Origin of the sequence: Micromonospora sp. NPDC023633 (genome assembly GCF_040640035.1) — a bacterium.
GTDB lineage: Bacteria > Actinomycetota > Actinomycetes > Mycobacteriales > Micromonosporaceae > Micromonospora.
In genome coordinates this window covers 48,300-73,879 of sequence record NZ_JBFABB010000019.1, presented here as the reverse complement: position 1 = coordinate 73,879, position 25,580 = coordinate 48,300, and the positions used below count along the sequence as shown (strand labels likewise).

Sequence of the window (25,580 nt, the reverse complement as noted above, 5' to 3'; positions counted from 1 at the left end):
CTCGCCGTCATGAACGAGCCGTTCCCCGACCCGTTCGCCAACCATCCGGACTGGGCGCCCCAGCCGCCCCGACCGATCGAGATCCTGCCGGCCACCGGCCGCGTCGAGCTCCGTGGGCGGCGCGTGCTGGTCGGCCTGCCCGGGCTCGGCTGGCGCGGTGACCTTCGCGCCGACGACCGGGTGGTGCAGGGCAGCCGGACCTACGTGCCGGTCATCCCCGAGCACGAGTGGTACCGCGCGGAATCCGACCAGGTGGAGGTCTTCGCGCCGCTGGTGCCGGTCGAGCGGGTCTGGGTGGAGACGGTGGGGGCACGGCGGCCGGACGCGTCGGTGGACCGCGAGACGGGCGTCCGCCTGGTCTCCCTGGACGCCCCGGCGCACCGCATGCCGACCCCGGTGTTCGAGTCGGACGCCGTCACAGGCCGCCGGGTGGTGCACGTCGTGGACTCCGTCGAACACCGGGACCTGCGGGCCGTCACGGAGACCTACTCCGGCGCGGAAGGCGACATCTGCGTCCGGGTGACACCGGAGGTGGACTGGTACCGCTGGGCCTGGCGGGGCCAGTCGCCGACCACGATGGAGGTTCCGGTGCATCTCCTCTGGATTGAATGACGACTCAGCTCGCTGGTGCTCCGGCGCAGACCCGCCAACCATCTTTGTCCCGTGCCTCGAAACGCCACGGGTCGGTGAGGCTTTGTTGCACCCCGTCAACGGAAGCACTACGACGGATGATCGCCGTGACCGTGGCCGTCGATGACCCGTTCATTACCACCACGACATTTTCGACATTGATCGAAAAGCTCGTACCCAGTTCTCGCTCGCGTCGCTCAATCTGAGCTCGCAGATCCTCAATCGACTGCAGCGGACCATCACACGTGAAGAGCAGCGCCCGGTTCTGGTCACGCGAGACAAGCGCGGCCTGCAGGTAGTTGACGACCGCAACATCCGGAGAACCACGATCCGGGCTTGCGGCCCGGTTGTAGAGCACGTATCCGGCGGCTACTCCGCCGAGGCAGAGTGCCACGACGACGCTGGTGACAACGGTGAGCACGGTGCGCAGCCGCCGCCGTGGCCGCTCCGGCACCGGGGCCGGCGAGGGCGGCGCCAGGTGGTCGGAGGGGGGCCGTTGCGCCGGTACGCGGGAGACCTGGGAACCGGCGGGGGGCTGCACTGATTCCACCCCCTGAGGCTAGCGGCTGGGCGCGGTAGACCCAATGCCCCAGATCCAGCGGATCGTGACGGACCACTCCCCATCGGTGAGATCCACGACATCCCCGACGCAGTGCCGCCGCGCATCCCGGACGAGTCGGCCCGACTGGGTTACGGTCTCTGCGCGGGGAGGGGTTGCCAGCCTCGGGCAGAGGGGGTGGACGCGGTGGCCGGTCCGAAGGCACGCACCAACCGCGCCGCCGCACTGCACAGGCGGGCCGCCGCCACCGCGACCGCCGCCGCCAGCGTCCTCGACGACACCCGGCCCGCCCCCGCCGACCAGCGCCGCCAGTACGAACTGGCCGACCGCCTCCGGGCCGCGGCGGCGGTGCTGGCCCCCGGCTGGGCGGGCGCTCCCCTGGAGACGACGGCACCGACCACACCGGCCGGTGAGGGGCCGCCGCCCTTCGTCCGGGTCGGGACGGCGGCGCCGCTGGACGACGCCCGGTTCCCCGCCCTGGTGCCGCTGATCGGCACGGGGCACCTGTCGGTGGACGTCGACGCCCGGGATCCCCGGGTGGCGGGGCTGCTGCGGGGCGTACTCCTGCGGCTGCTCGCGGCGACCCCGGCCGGGGCGTTGCTGGTCCGCGCGGTGGACGCGACCGGCACGGCCCTCGCGCCGTTCGCGCCGCTCGCGGACGCGGGCCTGCTGCCGCCCCCGGCGGTGGACGTGGCGGGCCTGCGGGCCGTGCTCACCGAGGCCGAGCAGTGGGTGGCCCCGGGGACGAGCGGGCGGCGCCGGCACGATCGGACGCTGCTGCTGGTGATCGCCGCTCTGCCCGAGTCGGCCGGACCGACCGACCTGGCCCGGATCGAGGCCCTGGCCGAGCCGGGCCGGTCCGCCGGCCTGCACCTCGTCGTCGCGGGCTGGCCCCCGGCGGGCGGCCGGGAGCCGCTGCCGCAGGCGACGACGCTGGCGGTCCGCACCGCGTACGCGCTGCTGGGCGACCCGCCCGGCGGCTCGTTCGCCGGCCCGGGCGCCGACCCTCCGGGCGGGCTGAACTCGCCGGTCTTCATCGAGGCGGACCCGCCGGCCGAACTCGTCGACGCGGTGTGCCGCCGACTGGCCGCGCAGGTGGAGGCGGGCTCCCGGCTGGCGCTGACCGATCTGCTACCGGCGGCCGACGAGGAGCTGTGGACGGCGAGCGCAGTGGGCGGGCTGACCACGACCGTCGGGGACGCCGGGGGCCGCCCGGTGTCGCTCGGCTTCACGGAGCTGACGCCGCACTGGCTGGTCAGCGGCCGGTCGGGCGCGGGCCGGTCCACCTTCCTCACCACCGCGTTGCTCGGCCTGACCGCCCGGTACGGCCCCGAGGAACTGGCTCTCTACCTGGCGGATCTCGCCGACGCCGAGTCCTTCGTGGAGTTCCTCCAGACCGAGCGGGACCGGTCGTGGATCCCGCAGGTCCGGGCCGCCGCGATGGCCGCCGACCGGGAGTACGTGTTGAGCCTGCTCGACGAGCTGGTGGCGGAGGTGCGGCGGCGCGAGGAGGCGGGCGGCCGGGCCGGCGGGCAGCGCTTCGCCGAGCTGCGGCAGCACCGCGCCATGCCCCGGGTCGTCTGCGTGCTCGACAACCTCCCGCTGCTCTTCGCCGAGCGGGACCGGCTGGCCGCCGACGCCGCCGCCCGACTGGACGCGCTGGCCCGCACCGGGCGCGCGTACGGGGTGCACCTGGTGCTGGCCGGCGAGGGCGACCTGGGGTTGGGCTCGCGTACGGACCGGGACTCGGTGCTGGGGCAGTTCCCGGTGCGCGTGGCGCTGCCCGGCGGGGGCGCCGTGCTGGAGCCGACGAACGACTCTGCCGCCGGGCTGCCGGTGGGCAGCGCGGTGGTGAACACCGCCGGCGGGCTCGGCGGGCCCCGGGGCGCGATCCGGGGGCACGAGCGGATGGTCCGGTTCCCGGACCCGCAGGACCATCCCGACACGGTGGAGGAGCTACGGCACCGGCTGTGGTCGGCCCGCCCGGAGGGGGCCACCCCACCGGTGGTCTTCGCCGGTTACGCCCGCCCGCTGCTGCGCAACGATCCCCGGCACCGGGCCGCGCTGGCCGGGCAGGCACCCGGCCCCGCCGCCCTGCTGGGCCGGGCGGTGGACGTACCCCGGACGACCGTGGCGGTGCCGCTCGGGCCGGCCCCGGGGCGGAATCTGGCCGTGCTCGGTCCCGCCCCGGAGGCGGCCCGGCTGCTGGCCACCGCCGCGCGCAGCACCGCGGCGCACCACGAGCCGGGGACCGCCCGCTTCGTGCTCGCCGCGCCGGACGAGGACTGCCGGCCGGTGGTCGAGGCGTTGGCGGCCGAGCTGGCCGGGCGGCACCCGGTGGACACCGTGGACCTCGCCGGTCTGCTCGCCGCCGTGGACGATCCCGTGCCGGCCTACCTCGTGGTCTTCGGGCTGGACGTGCCGACACCGGAGCAACTGCCCCCGGAGCGGCTGCGCGCGCTGCTGCGGGAGGGACCGCCCGCCGGCCGGCACCTGCTGGGCCGCTGGCGGACGGTGCCGTCGTTCGCGGCGCTGCTGGAACCGGAGGGCGAGGTGGAGAAGCTCGCCGCCGTGGCCGTGGTCGACCTGCCGGGCGCGCAGCTCGCGTCGGTCTTCGGCCGGCAGGTGCAGTGGCGGCCCCGCCCCGGCCGGGCGGTGCTCTGGGACGGCCCTGGCGAGCAGGGCACCGTGCTGGTCCCGTTCGCCGAGGAGGGGGAGGCGGTATGACCCGCGGCGAGGCACGGACCACGGCGGGGTACGCCGTGCCGGGGCGGCAGCGTTCCGGCGCCGACCCGGCATCGGAACGCACCGACGCGGCCGGGCAGGCGAGCACCGTCGACGCGGTGTCCGTCGCGTGGACCGAGTACCTCGCCGCCGCCCGCCAGCTCGACGGGATACGCCGTGACGCGGCCACCGCCGCCGGCGAGCAGGCCCGGTCGGTGCAGGCCGCCCGCGAGGAGCTGACCGCCGTACGCACCCGGCTGGCGTCGCAGGAGGCCCGGCTGCGCGAGCGGGGCGTACCGCCGATCTCGCTGGTCCCGACGCCGCCGGAGGTGACCGAGGCGGCCCGGTCGATGGCGGGCGGGCCGGCGGCGGTGCTGGCCGCGCTGCGCGCCGCCCGGGGCCGGGCGGACGCCGCGGACGCGACGCTCTCCGCGCGTGGGCTGCCCCGCCTGGCCGGCTGGCCGCCGCGCCTGCGGAACCTGTTGGTGTACGCGCCGCTGGCGCTGCTGGTGCCGGCGATCCAGCTGGCGTTGTTCGTGGCGACCGGCACCGGGGCGGCGAGCGTGGCCGCGCTGGTCTGCGGGCTGCCGATGCCGGCGGTGGCGTTCGTGGCGGGCTGGATCGGCGTCGGGCGGCTCTTCCCGCCGCCGGAGGGCGGCCGGGTGCAGCGCACGGCCCGGCTCGGCGCACTGGTGTGCCTGGTCCCGGCGGTGCTGGTCAGCGCGGCACTGTTGCTCGCGATGCTGGCGGGCTGAGCCCCGCCGCGCCGCCCACGTCGGCCGGCTCGATGTCGCCGTCCGGGTCCCGGTTGCGATCCTCGCCCGCGCTGACGCGCGACGGCCGGCTGGACGCCGCCGTCCGGGTTCCGGTGGCGAACCTCGGCACGGACGCGCGACGGCCGGCCGACCCGGGTGCGGGGCGGCCGGCCGGTCTGTCGCGGTCAGCGGGGGATGATCAGCGCCATCGCCTCGGCGCGCGACTTGGCGTCACGCTGGAGGGTGCCCCGCACGGCCGAGGTGATGGTCTTGGCGCCCGACTTCTGGATGCCGCGCATCGCCATGCACATGTGCTCGCATTCGAGCACCACCACCACGCCGCGCGGCGCGAGCCGCTCCATCAGCAGGTCGGCGATCTGCGAGGTGAGCCGCTCCTGCACCTGCGGCCGGCGGGCAAAGACCTCGACCAGCCGGGCCAGCTTGGACAGGCCGGTGATCCGGCCGTCCGGCCCCGGGATGTAGCCGATGTGGGCGCTGCCCCGGAACGGCAGCAGGTGGTGCTCGCAGAGGCTCATCACGTCGATGTCCCGGACGAGCACCAGCTCCTCGTGGTTGGCCTCGAAGGTGGTGCTGAGCACCTGGGCCGGGTCGACCCGTAGGCCGGCGAAGAGTTCGGCGTACGCGCGGGCCACCCGGGCCGGGGTCTGCTGGAGCCCGTCGCGGTCCGGGTCCTCCCCGACGGCGATCAGGATCTCGCGGACCGCCTTCTCGATCCGCCCGAGGTCCATGGTTTCCTCGACGGGCCGACCGGTGAGCCTGCCGCTGATCAGGCGCGCGGCGACGTAGTCGAGGGTGTCGTCGCCGTCGGGCTCGGTCGCGGAGACGGCCAGTTCCCGGTGCTCCCGGGAACTGGCCGTCGGGTCGGTGCTCAGTGCGTACCGTCCGAGTTGTTGGAGTTGTTCGAGGTGCCGCCGCCCACCGTCGCCTGAGCGCCGTCGGCCTGGGCCTGCACCTTGAGCGCGTCCTTCTCCGCCGGCGTGAGCACCGGCGGCTCGGTGGAGGGCTGGCGCTTGCCGAAGCCGTTGTACGGCGCCATCGGCGGCCGCTTGGCCACCCGGGCGCAGATCCGGGCCATGTCGGCGGTGGAGAGGGTCTCCTTCTCCATCAGCTCCAGCACGATGTTGTCCAGGACGTCCCGGTATTCCACCAGGATCTCCCAGGCCTCGTCGTGGGCCAGCTCGATCAGCGCCCGCATCTCGCCGTCGATCTCGGCGGCGACGGCGTCGGAGTAGTCCCGCTCGTGGCCCATGTTGCGGCCGAGGAACGGCTCGTCGCCGCTGGTGCCGTACTTGATCGCGCCGAGCTTGGAGCTCATGCCGTACTGCGTGATCATCGCGCGGGCCAGCTGGGTGGCCTTCTCGATGTCGTTGCCGGCGCCGGTGGTCGGCTCGTGGAAGACCAGTTCCTCGGCGGCCCGGCCACCCAGCGCGTATGCCAGGGTGTCGACCATCTCGGCGCGGGTCTGGGTGTACTTGTCCTCGGTGGGGAGGACCAGGGTGTGGCCGAGCGACCGACCGCGGGACAGGATCGTCACCTTGTGCACCGGCGCGGCGTGCGGCAGCGCCCAGGCGACCAGCGCGTGCCCACCCTCGTGGTACGCGGTGATCTTCTTCTCCTGGTCGCTCATCACGCGGGTCCGGCGCTGCGGACCGGCGATCACCCGGTCGATCGACTCCTCCAGGGAGTCGTTGGTGATCGCCCGCTGGTCCTTGCGGGCGGTGAGCAGCGCGGACTCGTTGATCACGTTGGCCAGGTCGGCGCCGCTGAAGCCCGGGGTGCGCCGGGCCACCGAGTCGAGGTCGACGTCGGGGGTGAACGGCTTGCCCTTGGCGTGCACCCGCAGGATCGCCTTGCGGCCCTCCATGTCCGGGGCGTCCACCGGGATCTGCCGGTCGAAGCGGCCCGGACGCAGCAGCGCCGGGTCGAGGATGTCCGGCCGGTTGGTGGCGGCGATCAGGATGACCCCGCCCTTGGTGTCGAAGCCGTCCATCTCGACGAGCAGCTGGTTGAGCGTCTGCTCGCGCTCGTCGTGACCGCCGCCCATGCCGGCGCCGCGGTGGCGGCCGACGGCGTCGATCTCGTCGACGAAGACGATGGCCGGGGCGTTCGCCTTGGCCTGCTCGAAGAGGTCGCGGACCCGGCTGGCGCCGACACCGACGAACATCTCCACGAAGTCCGAGCCGGAGATCGAGTAGAAGGGCACCCCGGCCTCGCCGGCGACGGCGCGGGCCAGCAGCGTCTTACCGGTGCCGGGCGGGCCGAAGAGCAGCACGCCCTTCGGGATCTTGGCGCCCAGGGCCTGGTACTTCGCCGGGTTCTGCAGGAAGTCCTTGATCTCGTGCAGCTCCTCGACGGCCTCCTCGGCGCCGGCCACGTCCGCGAACGTGGTCTTCGGCGTGTCCTTGGTGATCATCTTCGCCTTGGACTTGCCGAAGTTGAGCACCCGGGAGCCGCCGCCCTGCATCTGCGACATGAAGAAGAGCAGCAGGAGCACCAGCAGGGCGATCGGGAGCAGGTTGACCAGCAGGCTCACCCAGATGCTGTCGGACGACACCTTGGCGTCGGCCGGACCGGTGACCCGGTTGTTGGCCTTGGCCTCGAGGACCTCGTTCCAGACCTCGTTGCCGACCTCGTAGGGGAACTGCGCCTCGATCCGGTCGGTGGTGGTGTCACCGAACTTGACCTTCTCGGCCAGGTCGAGCTGGATCGTCTGTTCCTTGTCCTGGAAGACGACCTTGTCGATCTTGGGCTGGCCGGTGTTGAGCTGGTCGAGCGCAACGGAAGTGTCCACCCGGTGGTAGCTGGGACCAGCGGTGAAAAGTTGACTGAGCACAACGGCGCCGAGGATGACCAGGATGATCCAGACCACCGGTCGGCGGAAGAAACGCGTACGTTCCATGCTGTTGTCGAGCGCCGAGGCGCCCGCATCCTCCTGATCGACGTCCTGACCGTCTGATGGTGTCGCCGCCTGCGGCGGCGGCTCGAGCCGCCGTGCGGGCCGGCTCGACCCCGAGGCGCGAAACTGCCGCGCCGCGGTCATTCGACGGTACACCGTGCACGCGAGGAGTGAGCTTGCGAGCCCCGCAGTCGCGCACAAGGAGAACAGCTGTGCGCGCACCGAGCGAGCTTGCGAGCCCCGCGATCGCGCACGATCCGAACATCGTGCGTGCGCGGAACGCGCCTGCAAGCCAACAAATTACGCGTAGGGCGAACCGGGTCCAACCGACGTGACGGGAGCTCCGCGCCCGCCCTCCCGACCGCCGGTTCCCGCGGTTCGAGGGGGTCGGGCATGGAGGGTGCCTCCACGCCACCGGCCTGCACCGTAGTCCGGTTCGCTGAGAACCCGCTGAACGTCCGCTCGATGGACGCCGATGCGAGAAGGGCTCAGGCCAGGGGCGAGGGCGGCTCAGGTCCGGGCGTACACCTCGGGCTTGAGCACGCCGACGTAGGGCAGCTCGCGGTAGCGCTCGCCGAAGTCGAGGCCGTAGCCCACGACGAACTCGGTCGGGATGTCGAAGCCGACGTACTTCACCGGGACGGGCACCTTGACCGCGTCGGGCTTGCGGAACAGCGCGACCACCTCGACGCTCGCGGCCGAGCGGGACTCCAGGTAGCGCAGCAGCCAGGAGAGGGTCAGGCCGGAGTCGACGATGTCCTCGACCACGACCACGTGCCGGCCGGCGATGTCCCGGTCCAGGTCCTTGAGGATGCGGACCACGCCGGAGGAGGTGGTGCCCTGGCCGTAGGAGGAGATGGCCATGAAGTCCAGCTCGGCGGGCGGCCCGCTGCGGCCCAGCGCCCGGGCGAAGTCGGCCATGAACATCACCGCGCCCTTGAGGACGCAGACCAGCAGGAGCCCGTCATCGACGTCGGCGTAGTCCGCCGAGACCTGCTTGGCGAGTTCCGCGGTCTTCTCGCGGATCTGCGCCTCGGAGATGATCACGTGGTCGATGTCGGCGTCGTACCAGGAGCCGTCAGCCATGGCTCCTAGCCTGCCGTACGCCGGATGGCCTCCGTCGGCGGGGCCGCCCCTTTTGGGCGCGGTCCCACCCCGGATGGACCTCGCATCGAGGACCAATCACCTCAGCAGGCCCGCGACCGCCAGCGGCGGCCGTCGTCGGACGGCTTCCAGTCGGCCGAGTCCCGGCTGTCGGCGGTGAGGCCGGCGGCCGAGGCCAGGGCGAGGACGACGAAGAAGAACAGGAAGAGCAGGATCTCCATGGCGGCGCTCGCTTTCGCATGGTTGCTGTCGTTTTCGCCGCCGGTGCGCACCGGACTGGAACCAGTTTCCGTCGACCGCCCCCGCCCGGACAGTGGCAGGAATGCCACGTCCCCTCGATTTCCTGCCACCCGCACGGTTACCCTCGTCACATGCTCAGATCGGTCGCCGTCCTCGCCCTGGACCAGGTCGCCACGTTCGAACTCGGGGTCCTCGCCGAGGTCTTCGGGACCGACCGCACCGCCGACGGGTTCCCCGACTACCGCTTCCACGTGTGCAGCCCCGACGGGGCCCCGGTCCGCACTTCGTCGGGCTTCCACCTGACCCCGCACGCCGACCTCGGCCCGATGGAGGAGGCCGACCTGGTCGCCGTCCCGGCCCACCACGGCACCGTCGTGCCGGCCACGGTGCTCGCCGCGCTGCGCCGCGCCGCCGACCGGGGGGCGTACGTGTTCAGCGTCTGCTCCGGCGCGTTCGTGCTGGGCGAGGCCGGCCTGCTCGACGGCCGGGACTGCACCACCCACTGGCGGTACGTCGACGAGCTGCAACGCCGCCACCCGACCGCCAGGGTCCGGTGCAACTCGCTCTACGTGCAGGACGACCGGCTGCTCACCAGCGCCGGCACGGCGGCCGGCATCGACGCCTGCCTGCACCTGATCCGCCAGGAGCACGGCTCGGCGACGGCCACCCGGCTGGCCCGCCGGATGGTCGTCCCCCCGCACCGCGACGGCGGGCAGGCGCAGTACGTCGAGGCGCCCATCCCCAAGACCCCCGAGGCGCCGACCCTGGAGCCGGTGCTGGAGTGGCTGATGGGGCACCTGGACCGCCCGGTCACCGTCGACGAGCTGGCCGCCCGGGCGGAGATGTCCCCGCGCACGTTCGCCCGGCGGTTCCGCGCCGAGACCGGCACCACCCCGCACGACTGGCTGACCAACCAGCGGGTGCTGCTGGCCCGGCGGCTGCTGGAGGAGACCGGGCTCAGCGTCGAGGCCGTCGCCGACCGGGCCGGCTTCGGCGACTCGGCGGCGCTGCGGCACCACTTCGCCCGCCGGGTCGGCGCCACCCCGCACACCTACCGGAGCACCTTCCGCGACCGGGTGGAGGCCTGAGGCCCGGGCCGACGGCGGTCGGCGGCGGCGCCCCGGTCACCAGCCGCCCATCCCACCGCCCACCCGTGGTTCCGAGCCGACGACGTAACCGCCGTCCGGCAGCCGCCAGATCGCCTGCCCGTGCCCGAAGACCGCCGGCTCCTCCGCGACGGCGATCTCGTGGCCCCGGGCCCGAAGCTCGGCGACCGCGGCCCGCCCCTCGGCGGTGGCGACCAGCTCCGGCTCGACCAGCACCGACCGGCCGGCGTGCCAGTACCAGCGCGGCGCGTCCAGCGCCGCCTGCGGGTCGAGCCCGCCGTCCAGGGTCGCCGAGACCAGCTGCACGTGTCCCTGCGGCTGCATGTGCCCGCCCATCACCCCGAACGGGCCCACGGGCCGCCCGTCGCGGGTGAGGAAGCCGGGGATGATGGTGTGGTAGGGCCGCTTGGCCGGCCCCACCGCGTTGGGGTGGGCGGGGTCGAGGCGGAACCCGAGCCCCCGGTTCTGCAGGGCGAAGCCGTGCCCGGGCAGCACCACGCGGGAGCCGAAGGCCAGGTAGGTCGACTGGATCAGGCTGACCATCATGCCGTCGGCGTCGGCGGTGCAGAGGTAGACCGTGCCGCCGCGCTCCGGGTCGCCGGCGGTCGGCTCCCCGGCCCGCTCGGTGATCAGCGCGCGGCGGGCCACCGCGTACTCCGGCGAGAGCAGCGCCTCCGTCGGCACCGGCACCCGCTCCGGGTCGGCGACGTGGGCGTGTGCGTCGGCGAAGCCGAGCTTCATCGCCTCGATCTGCCGGTGCAGCCGCTCGGCGAGCGGCAGCCCGGCGAGGTCCGCCCCGTCCAGGATGTGCAGCGCCAGCAGCGCCGCCAGGCCCTGCCCGTTGGGCGGCAGCTCCCAGACCTCGTGGCCCCGGTAGGGGGCGGCCACCGGAGTCACCCAGGTCGAGGTGTGCCGGGCCAGGTCGTCGCCGGTGAGGAGGCCGCCGGTGCGGGCCGCGTGCGCGGCCAGCGCCGCCGCGATCCCGCCCCGGTAGAAGTCCTCCGCCCCGGTGTCGGCGATCAGCCGCAGGGTCTTCGCCGCGTCCGGGTTGCGCCACCGCTCCCCGGCCCGGGGCGCCCGGCCGCCGGGCGCGAACAGCCGGTCGAACTCGGCGAACTCCGCGCCGGTCGGGCCGGGCGCGGCGAGCGCCCGGGACCAGATCCCCGCCACGCCCGGGGAGACCGGGTGACCGTGCTCGGCGTAGCCGATCGCGTCGGCGAAGAGATCGGCGAAGGGCAGCGAGCCGAACCGGTCGTGCAGGTCGCGCCAGCCGGCCGGCGCGCCGGGCACGGTCACCGGCAGCCAACCCCGGGCGGGCATCGCCGGGCCCGCCCGCTGCGCGCCGCCCAGGGCGTCGACCGGCGCCGCGCCGTGCCCCCCGGTCGCGGCGAGCACCAGCTCGCGGGTCAGGGCCGCCGGGGACCGGCCGGAGGCGTTGAGGCCGTGCAGCCGCTCGCCGTCCCAGACGATCGCGAACAGATCGCCGCCGATGTCGTTGGACGGCGGCTGCACCACGGTCAGGGTGATCGCGGTGGCCAGCGCCGCGTCGACGGCGTTGCCGCCGCGTCGCAGCACGGCCAGGCCGGCGGCCGCAGCCAGCGGCTGGCTCGTCGCCACCGCGCCGTGCGGCGCGTAGAGCGGCTGTCGGGGGTACGCCATGCGCCATGTCTACCGCCTCCCGGCGGATCCCGCGGCCCCGGAACCGGGCTCCGGCTTCTCGGCGCAGCGGATCAGCGGGGGCCGATGGCGGTGAGCCGGCCGTCGCGGCGGAGCACCCGCAGCCCGCCCGGCAGGTGCGCCGCCCCCTGCCCCCGCCAGCCGGTGACCAGCGTGTCCAGGGCGGTCACGTGCCGGTGCGACAGGGCGGCGGGCGGGGCGCCCAGCTCCCGGGCCCAGGCGTGCAGCACCCGGCCGCGCACCGCGGGCGGGAGGTCGGCCAGCGCCCGCACCGCGAGCCCGCCGGCGGGGTGGCGGACGTCGACCAGCGCGGTGGCGGCCAGCTCGTCGAGGACGGCGTTGTCCGCCGCCACCAGCCGGGCGGTCCGCGCCAGGTTGTCCAGCACCCCCGGCCCGAGCGCGCGGACCAGGGCGGGCAGCAGGTCGGTGCGGACCCGGGCCCGGGCGTACGACGGGTCGGCGTTGTGCGGGTCCTCCCAGGGGCTCAGCCCGAGCACCGCGCACGCCGTGCGGGTCTGCTCCCGGCCGACCTCCAGCAGCGGGCGCAGCAGCGGCACCCCGTCGAGGTCCCGTCGGGCGGGCATCCCGGCCAGGCCGCGCGGGCCGGCGCCCCGGGCGAGCGCGAGCAGCACGGTCTCCGCCTGGTCGTCGCGGGTGTGCCCGGTGAGCAGGGCCGCCGCCCCGAGCCGGTCGGCCACGTCGGCGAGCGCCCGGTAGCGGGCCTCGCGGGCGGCGGCCTCGGGCCCGCCCGGTCGCCCGGTCACCTCGACCCGCACCGACTCGACCGGCGCCAGGCCGATCCCGCGGGCCCACGCCACCACCGCCGCCGCCCGCTGCGCCGACCCATCCTGGAGGCCGTGGTCGACGGTCACCAGGCCGGCGGCGCGGCCCAGCCGGGGGGCCACGAACGCGGTGGCGGCGGCCAGCGCGAGCGAGTCCGCGCCGCCCGAGCAGGCGACCAGCACCGGCCCCCCGGGCGGCAGGTCGGCCAGCGCGCGGCGGACCGCCACCCGGATCGCTGCCACCGGCGGGGCGAGCGCGGCCACGGGCGTGCGGTCAGCCGGCGGTCGGGGCCGGGCCGACCGGCCCGTGCACCCGCGCCACCCAGGCGTCCGGGTCGCCGAGCTCCTCCAGCCGGGGCAGGGTGAGCGGCGAGCCGAAGATCTTGTTGAAGCCCTCCATGCCGACCCGGTCGACCACGCCGTGCACGAACTTGCGGCCCTCGGCGTACTGGCGCATCTTGACCTCGATGCCGAGCAGCCGGCGGATCGCCTTCTCCAGCGGGTTGCCGGCCTCCCGGCGCCGGTTGAACGCCGCCCGGATCCGGTCGACGCTCGGGACCACCTGCGGGCCGACGCCGTCCATGACGAACTCGGCGTGCCCCTCGAGCAGGGTCATCAGCGCGGTGATCCGGTCCAGCACGGCCCGCTGCGCCGGGGTCTGGACGATGTCCAGCACGCTGGTGCGGCTGTCCGGGTCCTTCACCGCGTCCGAGAGGGTGGCCACGCCCCGGCGCAGCCGCTCCAGCAGGTGCTCGCCGCCGCTGGACGACGCGTCCACGAAGGCCTGCACCTCGCTGAGGAAGTACGCCCGCATCCACGGCACGGCGGTGAACTGGGTGCGGTGGGTCACCTCGTGCAGGCAGACCCAGAGCCGGAAGTCCCGCGGGTCGGCCTGCAGCTTGCGCTCCACCTCGACGATGTTCGGCGCGACCAGCAGCAGCTGCCCCGGGTCGGCGGAGAAGACCTCGTACTGGCCGAGGACCCGACCGGAGAGGTAGGCCAGCACGGTGCCGGCCTGCACACCGGTGACCCGGGAGCCGATCGCCTCGGTCAGCGCGCTCGGCTGCTTGTCCTTGGTGAGCCGGCCGACCAGCGGGGTGATCACCTCGCGCAGCCCGGCGATGTTGGTCGCCGCCCAGTCCCGCCGGTCGACCACCCGCACGGGCGGGTGGGACACCTGCGAGCGGAGGCCCGTGTAGTCCGCGACGTGCCCCGCCGCCTCGTCGGTCAACCGCCGCAGGTCACCGACCACGTCGGTGGCCTCGGTGTACGACACCCGGGGGCCCGACTTGCTCAGCGCCCCCGCGGTCGCGGCGGCCAGATCCCAGTCCACGAACTGCGCCATGCACCCCACCGTACCCGCGCCGCGACACCCCGACCCGGGCTCGCGCCGGGCGATCGACGGCCGTCCCGCCAGGCGCCGGTCCCGCCAGGCGCCGGCCCCGCGCGACGTTGGTCCCGCCCCCGATGCCGGGTCCCGCCCCCGACGCCGGTCCCGCGCGACCGGTTCCGAATGACGCCGGTCAGCGGCAGCCGCAGCCGGCCAGCGCGGCGCCGATCCGGTCCAGCGCGCCCCGGGCGGCCGTCAGCCCGTCCGGGGGCACCGCGTCGGTGAGCACCGCGAAGGTGAGCAGCCGCCCGTCGGCCGTGCTGACCACGCCGGCGACGGCGTGCACCTTGGTCAACGTGCCGGTCTTGGCCCGGACCACCCCGGCGCCGGCCTTCGTCGCCGCCGTCCCGTACCGGTCGGCGAGGGTGCCGGACCAGTCGGCGACGGGCAGACCGCCGAAGATCGCGGCCAGCTCGGAGCGGCTGCCGTCGCCGGCGAGCGCGATCAGGTCGGTGAGCAGCGAGGGGCTGATCCGGTTGCTGCGCGACAGGCCGCTGCCGTCGGCGAGGGTGAGTTCGTCGGCGGGGAGACCCAGCTCACCGGCCACCGCGTCCATCGCCGCGCCGGCCCCGACGAACGAGGCGGGCTGGTCGCGGGCCAGCGCGACCTGCCGGGCCAGCGCCTCGGCGACGATGTTGTCGCTGTCACTGATCATGATGTCGACCAGCCGGACCATCGGCAGCGACTCGACCCTGCCCAGCTCGGCGCCGGGCCCCGGGGTGGCGGCACCAGCGGCGGCGGGGGCGGTGCCACGCGCGACCGCGCCGGCCGGCACGCCGAGCAGCCGGGCGAAGGCCCGGCCGGCCGCCAGGTCGGGCTGGGACACCCGCTCGGCCCAGTGGTTGCCGGCCGCCTCGTCCTTCTTGGCACGGCTCACGTCGCTGCGGGCCCCGTCGGTCATCAGCGCCGTGATCGCGCCGCCGTAGCCGCCGGTGGGGATGTCGTCGTCCCAACCCGGCTCGAAGACCGGGCCGGAGTAGAGCGACGAGTCGACCGTCACCTTCGTCGGCTTCGTGCCGCCGAGGGCGTCGCGTACCTGGCCGGCCAGGTCGTCCAGGCGGGCCGCGCCCGGATAGAAGCCCTTCTTGTCGACCGCCAGCGTGGGGTCGCCGCCGCCGACGATCACCACCTCGCCCGGGGTCGCGCCGGCCACCGCCCGGGTCGGGATGCGGTACGCCGGACCGCGCGCGGCGAGCACCGTGACCCCGGTGACCAGCTTGGTCACCGAGGCGGGCACCGTGCCGTCGTCCTCGCCCCGGCCGAAGAGCGGCTGGCCGGTGGCCACGTCGGCCACCGACACGTGCACCCGGTCGCCGAGGGCGGGCACGCCGACGAGCGGGGCGAGCGCGGCGCGTACGCCCTCGGGGGTGGGCATCGGCGCGTTCGCGTCCGCGCCGGCCAGCACCGCCACGGGCGCCGGTTCCGCCGCCGTCGCGGCGGTCCCCCGGCCGGCGGGCTCGTCGCCCAGCCAGTCCGCCACCGGTCCCGGGCGGACCACGGCGATCCCGACGGCGGCCAGCACCAGCACGAGCACCGCGGCCAGCACGACGGGCAGGGTCCGGCGGCGGCGGGGGGCCGGCGCGGGCGACCCGGCAGGGCCCGGGGCGCCCGGGTCGGTCGGCCCACCGGCGGGCCGGGTCGCGGCGGCGCCCCAGAGGTCGGTCGCCGGCAGCCGGGGTTCCTGGCCGGTCGGGCCGGCCCAGCCGCCGTTGCCGGTCGGGACGCCGGCACCGGCCGGAACGCCGCTGCCGGCCGGGACGCCGCTGCCCGGGGGCGGGCCGGGTGTCAGGTCGCGGTCGCCCGGGGACGCGGGCGGGCGCGGAAGGTGGGCGTCGGGCACCGGGAACCGCCCGGTCGCCCCGCCGGAAGCAGATCCCCCGGTACCCCGTCCAGCACCGGCATCCGGGCGGTAGTGTGAATCTTCCCTCCCCACGGCCCCCTCCTCGCCCCGCGAAAATCTGCTTGGGTGACACTACTTCGGTCCGAACACTATGCGGCGGCCGGAGCCCGCGGGTGGGCATTCACCGTGCGGGAGCGGCGTGCCGCTGGTTTCCGTTGGCCAGCGTGGGCAAACGAGGGAGCGTGCAGATGGATTTCGACGTGACGGTTGAGATCCCCAAGGGTCACCGCAACAAGTACGAGGTCGACCACGCGACCGGCCGCATCCGGCTGGACCGCACCCTCTTCACCTCCACGCAGTACCCGGCCGACTACGGCTTCATCGAGGGGACGCTGGGCGAGGACGGCGACCCGCTGGACGCGCTCGTGCTGGTCCCCGAGCCCACCTTCCCGGGCTGCCTGATCCGGTGCCGCACCATCGGCATGTTCCGGATGACGGACGAGAAGGGCGGCGACGACAAGGTCCTCTGCGTGCCCTACGAGGACCCGCGCCAGGAGCACCTGCGCGACATCCACCACCTCGGCGAGTTCGACCGGCTGGAGATCCAGCACTTCTTCGAGGTCTACAAGGACCTGGAGCCCGGCAAGTCGGTCGAGGGCGCCACGTGGGTGGGGCGCATCGAGGCCGAGGCGGAGATCGTGGCGTCGTACCGGCGCGCCAGGGAGGCCGAGGCGCGCGGCGAGTCCGCGCACTGACCCGGCACCGACCACCGACGGGCCCGGGGGCCGCTCAGCCGAGCAGCCCCCGGGCCCGTTCGTACAGGTCGAGCACCGCGCAGGCGACGGGCACCAGCGACACCACCAGGGCGGTGTCGGTCAGGTCCGCGATCCGGCCGACGTACGGGGAGATTGGCCGGCGGGCGTACGTGGTGCCGGCGGCCACCGCCACGAGGGCCAGCGCCAGCCCGCCGACGACCAGCGCGAGGCGGCCGGTCGGGCCGGACCGGTCGACGAGCACGGCGCCGAGCACGGCGTACCCGGCGAGCCCGGCGGCGACGGTCGGCACCCGGTGGCGCAGGGACACGAACAGCCGGGAGCGGAGCAGCAGCACCGCCGCCGCGACCGCCACCAGCAGCCGGCCGGCCGTCCCGCCGGAGAGGCCCAGCACCACCGCGGCGGCGACCGCCAGCACGGCGTGCCCGAGCAGCATCCCGGTGAGCATCTCCTCGGTACGCGCCACCGCCGCGTAGACCCGGTCCCGGTCGGGCAGGTCGCGGGCCCGGTCGGCGCCGCCCGGCTCGTCGGTGGGCAGGGTGATCGGGGGCAGCGGCACCTTGCCGAGCCGGATGGCCAGCAGCGGGATCGCCCCCACGGCGAAGACCAGCACGCAGAGCAGGACCGCCGCCGTGCCGGCCGGGCTGAGCAGCAGTGCGCCGAGGGCGGCCAGCGCGCCGGCGAACCCGGCGGTGGCGCCCGCCACGAAGACCCGGAGCCGGGTGGCGACGCCGACCAGCCCGAGCACCGACACCAGCAGCAGCGCCACCGACCCGGCCAGCAGCTCGGGCGCGCCGATCCAGCGCAGTCCCGGTACCGGCCCGACCGGGTCGCCGGAGCTGACCGCCAGCGCGCCCGCCACCGCCGCGTACGGCAGCGCGTAGCCGCCCAGGGTCGCGCCGGCCGGCCCGTCGGCGTGGGCGCGGGACGCCACCACCCCGGCGAGGGTGAGCAGGAGCGCCACCACGGCGGCGGCCGGCCAGGCCGCCTCGTGCGCCGGCCCGCCGGCCGTCACGGCGAGCAGCCCGACGGCCAGCGGCACGGCGGCCCCGGCCAGGGCGGCGGCCCGGGTGGCGGCGGGTGACCACGCCCCGCCGCGCCGCCGGGCGCCGTCGGCGATCGCCTCGGCCACGTCGTCGTACTCCAGCTCGGGCCACTGCGCGCGGGCCGGCACGAGGTGCAGCACCTCGCCGTCGCGGACCCCCTGCGGCAGCAGCGCCTGGGCGGTGGCCAGCACCGCCCCGTCGGTGCGCCGCAGCACCCAGCCGCCGTGCCGTTCGCCGTCGTCGGCGAGCCCCTCGCCGGCGTGCCGCAGCACCTCGGGCAGCAGCTCGGCCAGGGGCACCTGCTCGGGCAGTGCGACGTCCACCCGCCGCTGGGGGGCGCTGATGGTCACCCGGGCCAGCCCGATCGTCATCGACTGATCTCCATCTCCGGCGGGGTCGGTGGCTGCGCGGACGACAGGACTTTACCTACCATGAGCCAGGCTCGGGTTACCGAGCGCTGTCAGGAGGTCGAGTGTCCACTGTCGTCATCAAGCGGCCGCCCCGCCGACCGGCACCGGAGATCCCGGTGGGCGAGCTGCCGGTGGACGCGCCACCGGAGATCCCCGCCGTCGCCGGCGGGCGCTGGCAGCAGCTGCTCATGGTGCTGCCCATGCTCGGCGGCACCGTGGCGATGGCGATGATGTTCGGCCGCGGCGGGGGCGCGTACTCCTACGTGGTCGGCGGGATGTTCGGGCTCTCCTCGCTCGCCATGCTGGTGACCTCGTGGGGCAGCGCCTCCGGCACCCCGAAGAAGTCGGAGATGATGGCCGCGCGGCGGGACTACCTGCGGCACCTGACCGTGCTGCGGCGCCGGGTCCGGCAGACCGCCGGGCAGCAGCGTGCCGGGCTCTACTACCGGCACCCGGATCCCGGCCGGCTCTGGTCGACGGTGGACAGCCACCGGGTCTGGGAACGCCGCCCCACCGACCCGGACTTCGCGGTGGTCCGGGTCGCCGTCGGCCCGCAGACCCTCGCCACGCCGCTGGTCCCCCCGGTCACCCGCCCGCTGGAGGAGCTGGAACCGATGACCGCCGGCGCGCTGCGCCGGTTCCTGGACGCGTACTCCGTGGTGCCCGACCTGCCGGTGGCGCTCTCGCTGCGCAGCTTCGCCCGGGTCTTCGTGCGGGACGCCACCGCCGGCCCGGCCGGCCACGGCGACGGACCCGCCGCCCAGGCGTTGGCCCGGGCGATGCTCGCCCAGCTCGCGGTCTTCCACGCCCCGGACGAGCTGCTCGTCGCCGTCTGCGCCGGGCCGGAGCGACGGGCCGCCTGGGAGTGGGTCAAGTGGCTCCCGCACGCCCACCACCCCACCCGCACCGACGCGCTCGGCCCGGTCCGGCTGGTCACCAGCGCGGGGGCCGAGCTGGAGGGGCTGCTGGACGAGGTGCTCGCCAGCCGGTCCCGGTTCAGCCCCGCCGGCCCGGCCACCGACGGCCCGCACGTGGTGGTGGTGCTCGACGGGGGCGACCTGACCGGGGCCACCGACCTGACCGGCGACGGCGGCATCGACGCCGTCACGATCATCGACCTGGACACCCCGCCGCCGCGCCTGCTGGACCGGTTCGCGCTGCTGCTCGAGCTGCACGGCGGCCGGCTGCACTCCCACTCCGCGCAGGGGCACGCCGAGGTGGGTACGGCGGACCGGCTGGACCTCGTCGACGCGGAGGCCGTCGCCCGGCGGCTGGCCCCGCTGCGGCTGGCCACGGCGGCCCGCGGCCCGGACGCCCCGCCGGGCGCCGAGCTGGGCCTGCCCGAGCTGCTCGGTCTCGGCGACCCGGAGAGCTTCACCGCCGAGCAGGGGTGGGTGCCCCGGTCCGCCCGGGAGCGGCTGCGGGTGCCGATCGGGGTGGGCACCGACGGCGGCGCCATCGAGCTGGACCTGAAGGAGTCGGCGCAGGACGGGATGGGGCCGCACGGCCTGCTGATCGGGGCGACCGGCTCCGGCAAGTCCGAGCTGCTGCGCACGCTGGTGCTCGGGCTGGCCGCCACGCACAGCTCGGAGCAGCTCAACTTCGTGCTGATCGACTTCAAGGGCGGTGCGACCTTCGCCTCCTTCGACCGGCTGCCGCACACCGCCGCGGTGATCACCAACCTGGCCGACGCGCTGCCGCTGGTCGACCGGATGGTCGACGCCATCAACGGCGAGCTGGTCCGCCGCCAGGAGCTGCTGCGCCGGGCCGGCAACTTCGCCAGCCTGCGCGACTACGAGCGGGCCCGCGCCGCCGGCACCCCGCTCGCCCCGCTGCCGTCGCTGCTGCTGATCTGCGACGAGTTCTCCGAGCTGCTGTCGGCCAAGCCCGACTTCATCGACCTGTTCGTGCAGATCGGCCGGCTGGGCCGGTCGCTCGGCGTGCACCTGCTGCTGGCCTCGCAGCGGCTGGAGGAGGGTCGGCTGCGCGGGCTGGACACCCACCTGTCGTACCGGATCGGGCTGCGGACCTTCTCGGCGCTGGAGTCCCGCACGGTGCTCGGGGTGCCGGACGCGCACGAGCTGCCCCGCTCCCCCGGCCACGGCTACCTGCGCTTCGGCACCGAGCCGCTGGTGCGGTTCAAGGCCGCGTACGTCTCGGGGGCCCTGCGCCGGCGCGGTGCGGCGCCGGGCGCGGGCGGCGCCGGGGCCCCGCGCCTGCTCTCCTTCTCCACCCACTTCGTGCCCAAGCCGGAGCCGGTCGGGCCGCCCGCCCTGGCTGCCACGGCCGACGAGGGCGGCACGGAGAGCCTGCTGGAGCTGATGGTCGACCGGCTGGCCGGGCAGGGGCCGCCCGCCCACCAGGTCTGGCTCCCCCCGCTCGGCCGGGCGCCGGCGCTGGACGAGCTGCTCGGGCCGGTCGGCGTCGATCCGGCGCGCGGTCTCGCCTTCGGCAACCCGGAGCTGCACGGCGCGCTCCAGGTGCCGGTCGCGGTGGTCGACAAGCCCTTCGAGCAGCGCCGCGACCTGCTCTGGCTGGCGTTGGACGGCGCCGCCGGCCACGTCGCGGTGGTCGGCGGCCCGCAGAGCGGCAAGTCGACCGCGCTGCGCACGCTGGTCTGCGCCCTGGCGCTGACCCACACCCCGGCCGAGGTGCAGGTCTACTGCCTCGACTTCGGCGGCGGCGGGCTGGCCGCGCTGCGCGACCTGCCGCACGTCGGCGGGGTCACCGGCCGCGCCGACCCGACGGCCGTCCGGCGTACGGTCGGCGAGATCGCCACCCTGCTGGTCGACCGGGAACAGCGCTTCGCCGAGCTGGGCGTGGAGTCGATGGCCGCCTGGCGGCAGCGCCGGGCCGCGCTGGCGGGCACCGGCCAACCCGGGACCGACCCGTTCGGCGACGTGTTCCTGGTGGTGGACGGCTGGGCCACCCTGCGCGGCGAGTACGACGACCTGGAGCCCCTCATCACCGACCTGGCCACCCGCGGCCTGTCGTACGGGGTGCACGTGGTGGCGACGGCGGTGCGTTGGCTGGACTTCCGGCCGGCGATCCGGGACCTCTTCGGTTCCCGGCTGGAGCTGCGCCTCGGCGACCCGGCCGACTCGTTGGTGGCCCGCCGGGCGGCGGCGAACGTGCCGGAGAAGACCCCCGGCCGGGGTGTCACGGCGGAGAGCCTGCACTTCCTCACCGCGCTGCCGCAGCTGGCCGCCTCGGGTGGGGACACGACGGACCTGGTCAAGCAGGCCGCCGAGGGCTGGGCCGGCCCGGTCGCGCCGCCGGTGCGGCTGCTCCCGCCGGTGCTCCCGTACGCCGAGCTGGACCTGACCGCGACCACCGACCTGCGGATCCCGGTGGGGATCGCCGAGGCCGACCTGCGCCCGGTGGTGCTGGACTTCGCCACCGAGCCGCACTTCGTGGTCTTCGGCGACGCCGAGTGCGGCAAGTCGTCGTTCCTGCGGGCGCTGGCCACCTCGATCATGGCCCGGTTCACCCCCGAGCAGGCCCGGGTGATCCTGGTCGACTACCGCCGCAGCCTGGCGGACCTGACCGAGTCGGCGTCGCCGCACCTGATCGGGTACGGCTCCGCCGCGGCGCACACCACCGACCTGATCGAGTCCGCCGCCGGCTACATGGCTGCCCGGGTGCCCGGCCCGGACGTGACGCCCGCGCAGCTGCGGCAGCGGACGTGGTGGTCCGGGCCGGAGCTGTTCGTGCTCGTCGACGACTACGACCTGGTGGCCAGCGGGCCGTCCAACCCGCTGCGCGCGCTGGAGGAGCACCTGCCGCACGCCCGGGACGTCGGGCTGCACCTGGTGCTCGCCCGCCGCTCGGGCGGTGCCGGACGGGCCCAGTACGAGCCGCTCGTGCAGCGCCTCCGCGAGCTCTCCACCGCGGGGCTGGTGATGGCAGGCAGCCCGGAGGAGGGGGCGCTGGTCGGCCCGGTCAGGCCCGGCCCGCTGCCCCCGGGACGCGGCCGGCTGGTCACCCGCCGCGAGGGCGTACGCCTGGTCCAGCTGGCCCATCTGCCGCCGCCGTGACCGGTGTCCCCGGAACGCCCCGCAAGGCGGCGAGGAACCGGTAATCTCCGATCGTCATGTTTGCGTCGCGATGAATGTCTGAGGGAGTGACGACCGTGCGGCACAGCTGTCCGCCAGCGGCTCGGCGGATCGCCGGACGTACGTTGCTCGGTGTGACGGCCGTCGTCGTGTCGGTCGCGGGTCCGGTCACGGCGGCCGACGCCGCCCCCCGGCAGCCCGCCGCCCGCCCGGTCCTCCGCCAGCCGGCCGCCGTCGTCCCGGTGGCGCTCGCGGCGCCCGACAGCAGGAACCGCCCCGACCAGGTCCGCGACGAGCAGTGGCAGCTCGACGTGTTGCGGGCGAAGACCGCGTGGCGCAGCTCGACCGGGCGGGGGGTCACCGTCGCGGTGATCGACTCCGGTGTGGACGCCGCCCATCCCGACCTGGCCGGCCAGGTGCTGCCCGGCCTCGACCTGGTCGCTGCCCGGGGCGCGGCCGGCGACCCCGATCCGGTCGGCCACGGCACCACCGTCGCCGGGCTGATCGCCGGCCGCAACGATGACGCGCGGGGGGCCGTCGGCCTGGCGCCGGACGCGCGGATCCTCCCGGTCCGCGTCCTCGACGCCGAGAACCGCTACGACGACGCGCTGATCGTCGCCAAGGGTGTGCGCTGGGCCGTCGACAACGGCGCCCGCGTGATCAACCTGTCCCTCGGCGGCAGCGGCGACAGCCCCGCCCTGGCGGCGGCGCTCGACTACGCCTTCGTCCGGGACGTCGTCGTGGTCGCCTGCACCGGCAACCTGGGCAACTCGTCCAACGCGAAGGTCTGGTACCCGGCCCGGGAGCCGGGCGTCATCGCGGTCGCCGGGTCGGAGCGCGACAGCGACAACCTCTGGTCCGGTTCGATCACCGGGCGGGCCACCGTGCTCACCGCCCCCGCCACCGGCCTGGTCGGGGCCCGGCCGGGCGGCTACTGGCGGGTGCAGGGCACCAGCTTCGCGGCGCCGCTGGTCGCCGCCACCGCCGCGCTGGTGCGGGCCCGGTACCCGGAGATGTCCGCCGGCGACGTGGTCAACCGGCTGCTCACCACCGCCCGCGACATCGGTCCGACCGGCCGGGACGACCGCTTCGGGTACGGCATGGTCGACCCGGTCGCCGCGCTGGACGCCGAGGTCGGCCCGGTGGGCCGCAACCCCCTGGACGACCAGTCCTCGCCGGGCGTGGTCGGGTTCGGCCCGGCGCCCGGGTCGACGCAGCCCGACGTCGCGGGGGTCGGCGGCGACCCGCGCGGCTTCACCGTGCCGCGCCAGCAGTCCCGGTGGTCGGCGCAGCCGGCGGGCGCGCACGAGGACACCACGCCGGAGCAGCTGTGGACCGGGGCCGTGTTCCTCGTCGCCCTGCTGACCGGGGCGGCGCTGATGGTGCGCCGGTTCCGCCGGTGGACCCCGCTGGCCTCGCCCCGGCGCGCCGCCGGGACGTGGCGTCGCCCGCCGGCACACTGAGCCGCCGACGCCCTCCCGGGAGGGAACCGTCGTCGCCCGGCGACGGGAAACCCGGCCCGGGCGGACGGCCCCGGACCGGGCGGCCGACCCGGACCGGGTCTGACCGGGCCGCGTGGCGGGTAGAACGGATGTCATGAGTTCGTCCGGCCCGCGTACCCTCGCCGCCCCGCCGCGCCCCTCGTGGCGTGGCCGCCGCCTGCACCCGGACCACGCCCGGGGCCTGCGGCTGACCCTCGCCGCGGTCGCCGCGTTCCTGGTGGCGGTGCCGTTCACGCTGCTGGCGGTCCTGGTCCTGGGGGACTGGGCACCGCTGCGCCGGCTGGACACGGCGGTCACCGACGCGCTGGTCGGCTACGCCGCCGACCACCCGGCGTGGGTACGCCTGATGACCCTCTGGACCGACGTGTTCGCCCCGATGCCGCTGCGCGTCGGGGCCCTGGTCCTGGTCCTTTGGCTGGTCCGTCGCGGTGCCCGGCAGCTGGCGGTGTGGGTGGCCGTCACCATGGCGGTCGGCGGCCTGCTCAGCCCGCTGCTCAAGCTGCTCGTCGGTCGGCCCCGGCCGGACCTGCCCGAGCCGGTGGCCGAGGCGCCCGGCCTGGCCTTCCCGTCCGGGCACGCGCTCAACGCCGCCCTCGCCGCCGGAGTGCTGCTGGTGGTGTTCCTTCCGCACGCCCGGCCGGTAGCGCGCCGGGTGGTGTGGACGGCCGCCCTGCTGCTCGCCCTGGTGACCGGGTTCAGCCGGGTGGCCCTCGGCGTGCACTGGACCAGCGACGTGCTGGCCGGCTGGCTGCTCGGCACGGCCGTGGTGGCCGCGACCGCCGCCGCCCTCACCGTCTGGCGGGCCGCCCCGCCCGGCCGGCCGGCGCCGCCCGCAGGCCACGGGCCGGCGGGTGCGGGGAACTGACCCGTCAGGTGCAGTCGCCGGTGCCGACGGCGCGGGTGCGCTCGGCGCCGGCCAGGGCGACCGGGCGAGCCTCGGCCGCGGTCACCGCGAAGCCGGTGTTCGGGTCGTCGGCCGCCGCCGCGAAGATCACCCCGAGGACCAGCCCGTTCGAGGAGACCAGCGGGCCGCCGGAGTTGCCGCTCTGCACGAGCGCCCGGATCGTGTAGACCTCCCGGGTCACGTTGCCGCCGGAGTAGATGTCCGGCCCGGTGATCCGGTCGACGTCCCGGATCCGCGCCGACTGGGCGTTGTACGGCCCGTCGAGCGGGAAGCCCAGCACGATCGCGTCCGCGCCGCTGCCCGCGTTACCGGCGGCGAACCGCATCGACGGGCCGGGCAACCCCGGCACGTGCAGCACGGCCAGGTCCCGGTCGGGGTCGTAGACGACCACCTTGCTGTCGTACCGGTCGCCGTTGAGCTCGACGACGGTGGAACGGGTACCGGCGACGACGTGGGCGTTGGTCATCACCCGGTCGTCGGCGTAGACGAAGCCGGAGCCCTCGATCCGGCGCGAACAGCTCGGGGCGGAGCCGAGCACCTTGACCACCGAACGCTGGCTGTTGACCACCACCTGGGAGCCGGCGAGCGCCGGGTCGGGCGGGGACACCTGCCGGGCCCGGGTGGGGGCCAGGTCGCCGAAGACGTCGGGGAAGCCGTTGGTGTCGACGGTGTCCCGCAGCGCCGTGGAGAGCTGCTGCGCCTGGTCGGGCAGGACCCGGTCGACCACGGTCAGCAGCGCGCTGTTGCGCACCGAGGAGGCCAGCCAGGGCAGGGACGACGAGCCGAGCGGCACCGCGACGAGCCAGGCGACCAGCAGCACGGCGAAGAGCGAGACGAACGCCCCGCCGACGTCGTCGACCCGCTTGGCGACGTCACTGGTGATCGTCTTGCGCAGGTGCGAACCGAGCCAGCCGGCGAGCGCCTGGCCGACCACCGCCAGCCCGAAGATCGCCACCAGGGAGATCAGCACCCGGGTGCCGCTGTCGACGAACTGCTGGGCCAGCAGCGGCCCCACCTGGAGGCCCACCAGTGCACCCAGGAAGAAGCCGGAGAACGACAGCACCCCGATGACGAAGCCCTGGCGGTATCCGCTGATCGCGAACACGAGCATGAGCAGCAGCAGTACGAGATCCACGGCGGACACGCGTCAAGCGTACGGGCACCGG

19 protein-coding genes are annotated in these 25,580 nt (G+C 75.5%); 8 read left to right on the top strand and 11 right to left on the bottom strand.

Going from position 1 to position 25,580, the window contains the following annotated elements; translation table 11 throughout:
* Positions 1-9: 9 nt before the first annotated feature.
* Complete coding sequence (locus AB0G13_RS08875; protein WP_357871004.1) at positions 10-612, top strand: hypothetical protein; 603 nt, start codon at positions 10-12, stop codon at positions 610-612.
* A 4-nt stretch (positions 613-616) separates the two neighbouring features.
* On the opposite strand, the gene AB0G13_RS08870 is transcribed toward AB0G13_RS08875, so the two are convergent.
* On the bottom strand, positions 617-1,171 hold the full coding sequence (locus tag AB0G13_RS08870; protein WP_357871027.1) for a hypothetical protein: 555 nt from the start codon (positions 1,169-1,171) through the stop codon (positions 617-619).
* 195 nt (positions 1,172-1,366) lie between these two features.
* Between AB0G13_RS08870 and AB0G13_RS08865 the strand changes: the two genes are divergently transcribed.
* Complete coding sequence (locus tag AB0G13_RS08865) at positions 1,367-3,916, top strand: FtsK/SpoIIIE domain-containing protein (protein WP_357871001.1); 2,550 nt, start codon at positions 1,367-1,369, stop codon at positions 3,914-3,916.
* The gene (locus AB0G13_RS08860; RefSeq protein ID WP_357870999.1) at positions 3,913-4,668 is read left to right on the top strand and encodes a hypothetical protein; all 756 of its coding nucleotides are present in this window, start codon (positions 3,913-3,915) and stop codon (positions 4,666-4,668) included. Before AB0G13_RS08865 ends, AB0G13_RS08860 begins: the two co-directional genes overlap by 4 nt.
* 185 nt (positions 4,669-4,853) lie before the next feature.
* On the opposite strand, the gene folE is transcribed toward AB0G13_RS08860, so the two are convergent.
* The 4 genes from folE to AB0G13_RS08840 all read right to left on the bottom strand — a co-directional run bounded on the left by folE (position 4,854) and on the right by AB0G13_RS08840 (position 8,910).
* The gene (gene folE / locus AB0G13_RS08855; protein ID WP_357871024.1) at positions 4,854-5,519 is read right to left on the bottom strand and encodes a GTP cyclohydrolase I FolE; all 666 of its coding nucleotides are present in this window, start codon (positions 5,517-5,519) and stop codon (positions 4,854-4,856) included.
* A 38-nt stretch (positions 5,520-5,557) separates the two neighbouring features.
* Complete coding sequence (ftsH, locus tag AB0G13_RS08850) at positions 5,558-7,588, bottom strand: ATP-dependent zinc metalloprotease FtsH (RefSeq protein WP_357870997.1); 2,031 nt, start codon at positions 7,586-7,588, stop codon at positions 5,558-5,560.
* A 507-nt stretch (positions 7,589-8,095) separates the two neighbouring features.
* The gene (hpt, locus tag AB0G13_RS08845) at positions 8,096-8,671 is read right to left on the bottom strand and encodes a hypoxanthine phosphoribosyltransferase (RefSeq protein ID WP_151455493.1); all 576 of its coding nucleotides are present in this window, start codon (positions 8,669-8,671) and stop codon (positions 8,096-8,098) included.
* Positions 8,672-8,772: 101 nt separating this feature from the next.
* On the bottom strand, positions 8,773-8,910 hold the full coding sequence (locus AB0G13_RS08840; protein WP_199729671.1) for a hypothetical protein: 138 nt from the start codon (positions 8,908-8,910) through the stop codon (positions 8,773-8,775).
* A 150-nt stretch (positions 8,911-9,060) separates the two neighbouring features.
* Here AB0G13_RS08840 and AB0G13_RS08835 point away from each other — a divergent pair, with 150 nt between their 5' ends.
* On the top strand, positions 9,061-10,017 hold the full coding sequence (locus AB0G13_RS08835; RefSeq protein WP_357870993.1) for a helix-turn-helix domain-containing protein: 957 nt from the start codon (positions 9,061-9,063) through the stop codon (positions 10,015-10,017).
* Between the two features lie 36 nt (positions 10,018-10,053).
* Here AB0G13_RS08835 and AB0G13_RS08830 read toward each other — a convergent pair whose 3' ends face one another.
* The 4 genes from AB0G13_RS08830 to dacB all read right to left on the bottom strand — a co-directional run bounded on the left by AB0G13_RS08830 (position 10,054) and on the right by dacB (position 15,439).
* On the bottom strand, positions 10,054-11,694 hold the full coding sequence (locus AB0G13_RS08830; protein WP_357870990.1) for a gamma-glutamyltransferase family protein: 1,641 nt from the start codon (positions 11,692-11,694) through the stop codon (positions 10,054-10,056).
* A 71-nt stretch (positions 11,695-11,765) separates the two neighbouring features.
* Entirely contained in the window at positions 11,766-12,758 is a 993-nt protein-coding gene (gene tilS, locus AB0G13_RS08825; RefSeq protein ID WP_357870987.1) for a tRNA lysidine(34) synthetase TilS, read from the bottom strand.
* Positions 12,759-12,768: 10 nt separating this feature from the next.
* Positions 12,769-13,839: a zinc-dependent metalloprotease gene (locus AB0G13_RS08820; RefSeq protein WP_357870984.1), complete on the bottom strand. Its 1,071-nt coding sequence runs from the start codon at positions 13,837-13,839 to the stop codon at positions 12,769-12,771.
* 178 nt (positions 13,840-14,017) lie between these two features.
* Positions 14,018-15,439: a D-alanyl-D-alanine carboxypeptidase/D-alanyl-D-alanine-endopeptidase gene (gene dacB, locus AB0G13_RS08815; RefSeq protein WP_357871022.1), complete on the bottom strand. Its 1,422-nt coding sequence runs from the start codon at positions 15,437-15,439 to the stop codon at positions 14,018-14,020.
* A 533-nt stretch (positions 15,440-15,972) separates the two neighbouring features.
* Here dacB and AB0G13_RS08810 point away from each other — a divergent pair.
* A complete protein-coding gene (locus tag AB0G13_RS08810) occupies positions 15,973-16,479 on the top strand; it encodes an inorganic diphosphatase (protein ID WP_121401614.1) in 507 nt (168 codons plus the stop codon).
* Between the two features lie 34 nt (positions 16,480-16,513).
* On the opposite strand, the gene eccD is transcribed toward AB0G13_RS08810, so the two are convergent.
* The gene (gene eccD, locus AB0G13_RS08805) at positions 16,514-17,914 is read right to left on the bottom strand and encodes a type VII secretion integral membrane protein EccD (protein WP_357870981.1); all 1,401 of its coding nucleotides are present in this window, start codon (positions 17,912-17,914) and stop codon (positions 16,514-16,516) included.
* 101 nt (positions 17,915-18,015) lie between these two features.
* Between eccD and eccCa the strand changes: the two genes are divergently transcribed.
* The 3 genes from eccCa (at position 18,016) to AB0G13_RS08790 (ending at position 24,375) form a co-directional block, all read left to right on the top strand.
* Positions 18,016-21,990, top strand: coding sequence for a type VII secretion protein EccCa (gene eccCa / locus AB0G13_RS08800; RefSeq protein WP_357870978.1), 3,975 nt, complete (start codon positions 18,016-18,018; stop codon positions 21,988-21,990).
* Positions 21,991-22,064: 74 nt separating this feature from the next.
* Positions 22,065-23,471 carry a type VII secretion-associated serine protease mycosin gene (gene mycP, locus AB0G13_RS08795; RefSeq protein ID WP_357870974.1) on the top strand — a complete coding sequence of 469 codons (1,407 nt, stop codon included), beginning with the start codon at positions 22,065-22,067 and terminating at the stop codon, positions 23,469-23,471.
* A 133-nt stretch (positions 23,472-23,604) separates the two neighbouring features.
* Positions 23,605-24,375 (top strand): phosphatase PAP2 family protein, encoded by a 771-nt coding sequence (locus AB0G13_RS08790; protein ID WP_357870971.1) that lies wholly within the window; start codon positions 23,605-23,607, stop codon positions 24,373-24,375.
* Positions 24,376-24,379: 4 nt separating this feature from the next.
* Here the strand turns inward: AB0G13_RS08790 and AB0G13_RS08785 are convergent, their stop codons facing one another.
* Complete coding sequence (locus AB0G13_RS08785) at positions 24,380-25,558, bottom strand: MarP family serine protease (protein ID WP_357870968.1); 1,179 nt, start codon at positions 25,556-25,558, stop codon at positions 24,380-24,382.
* Positions 25,559-25,580 lie beyond the last annotated feature (22 nt).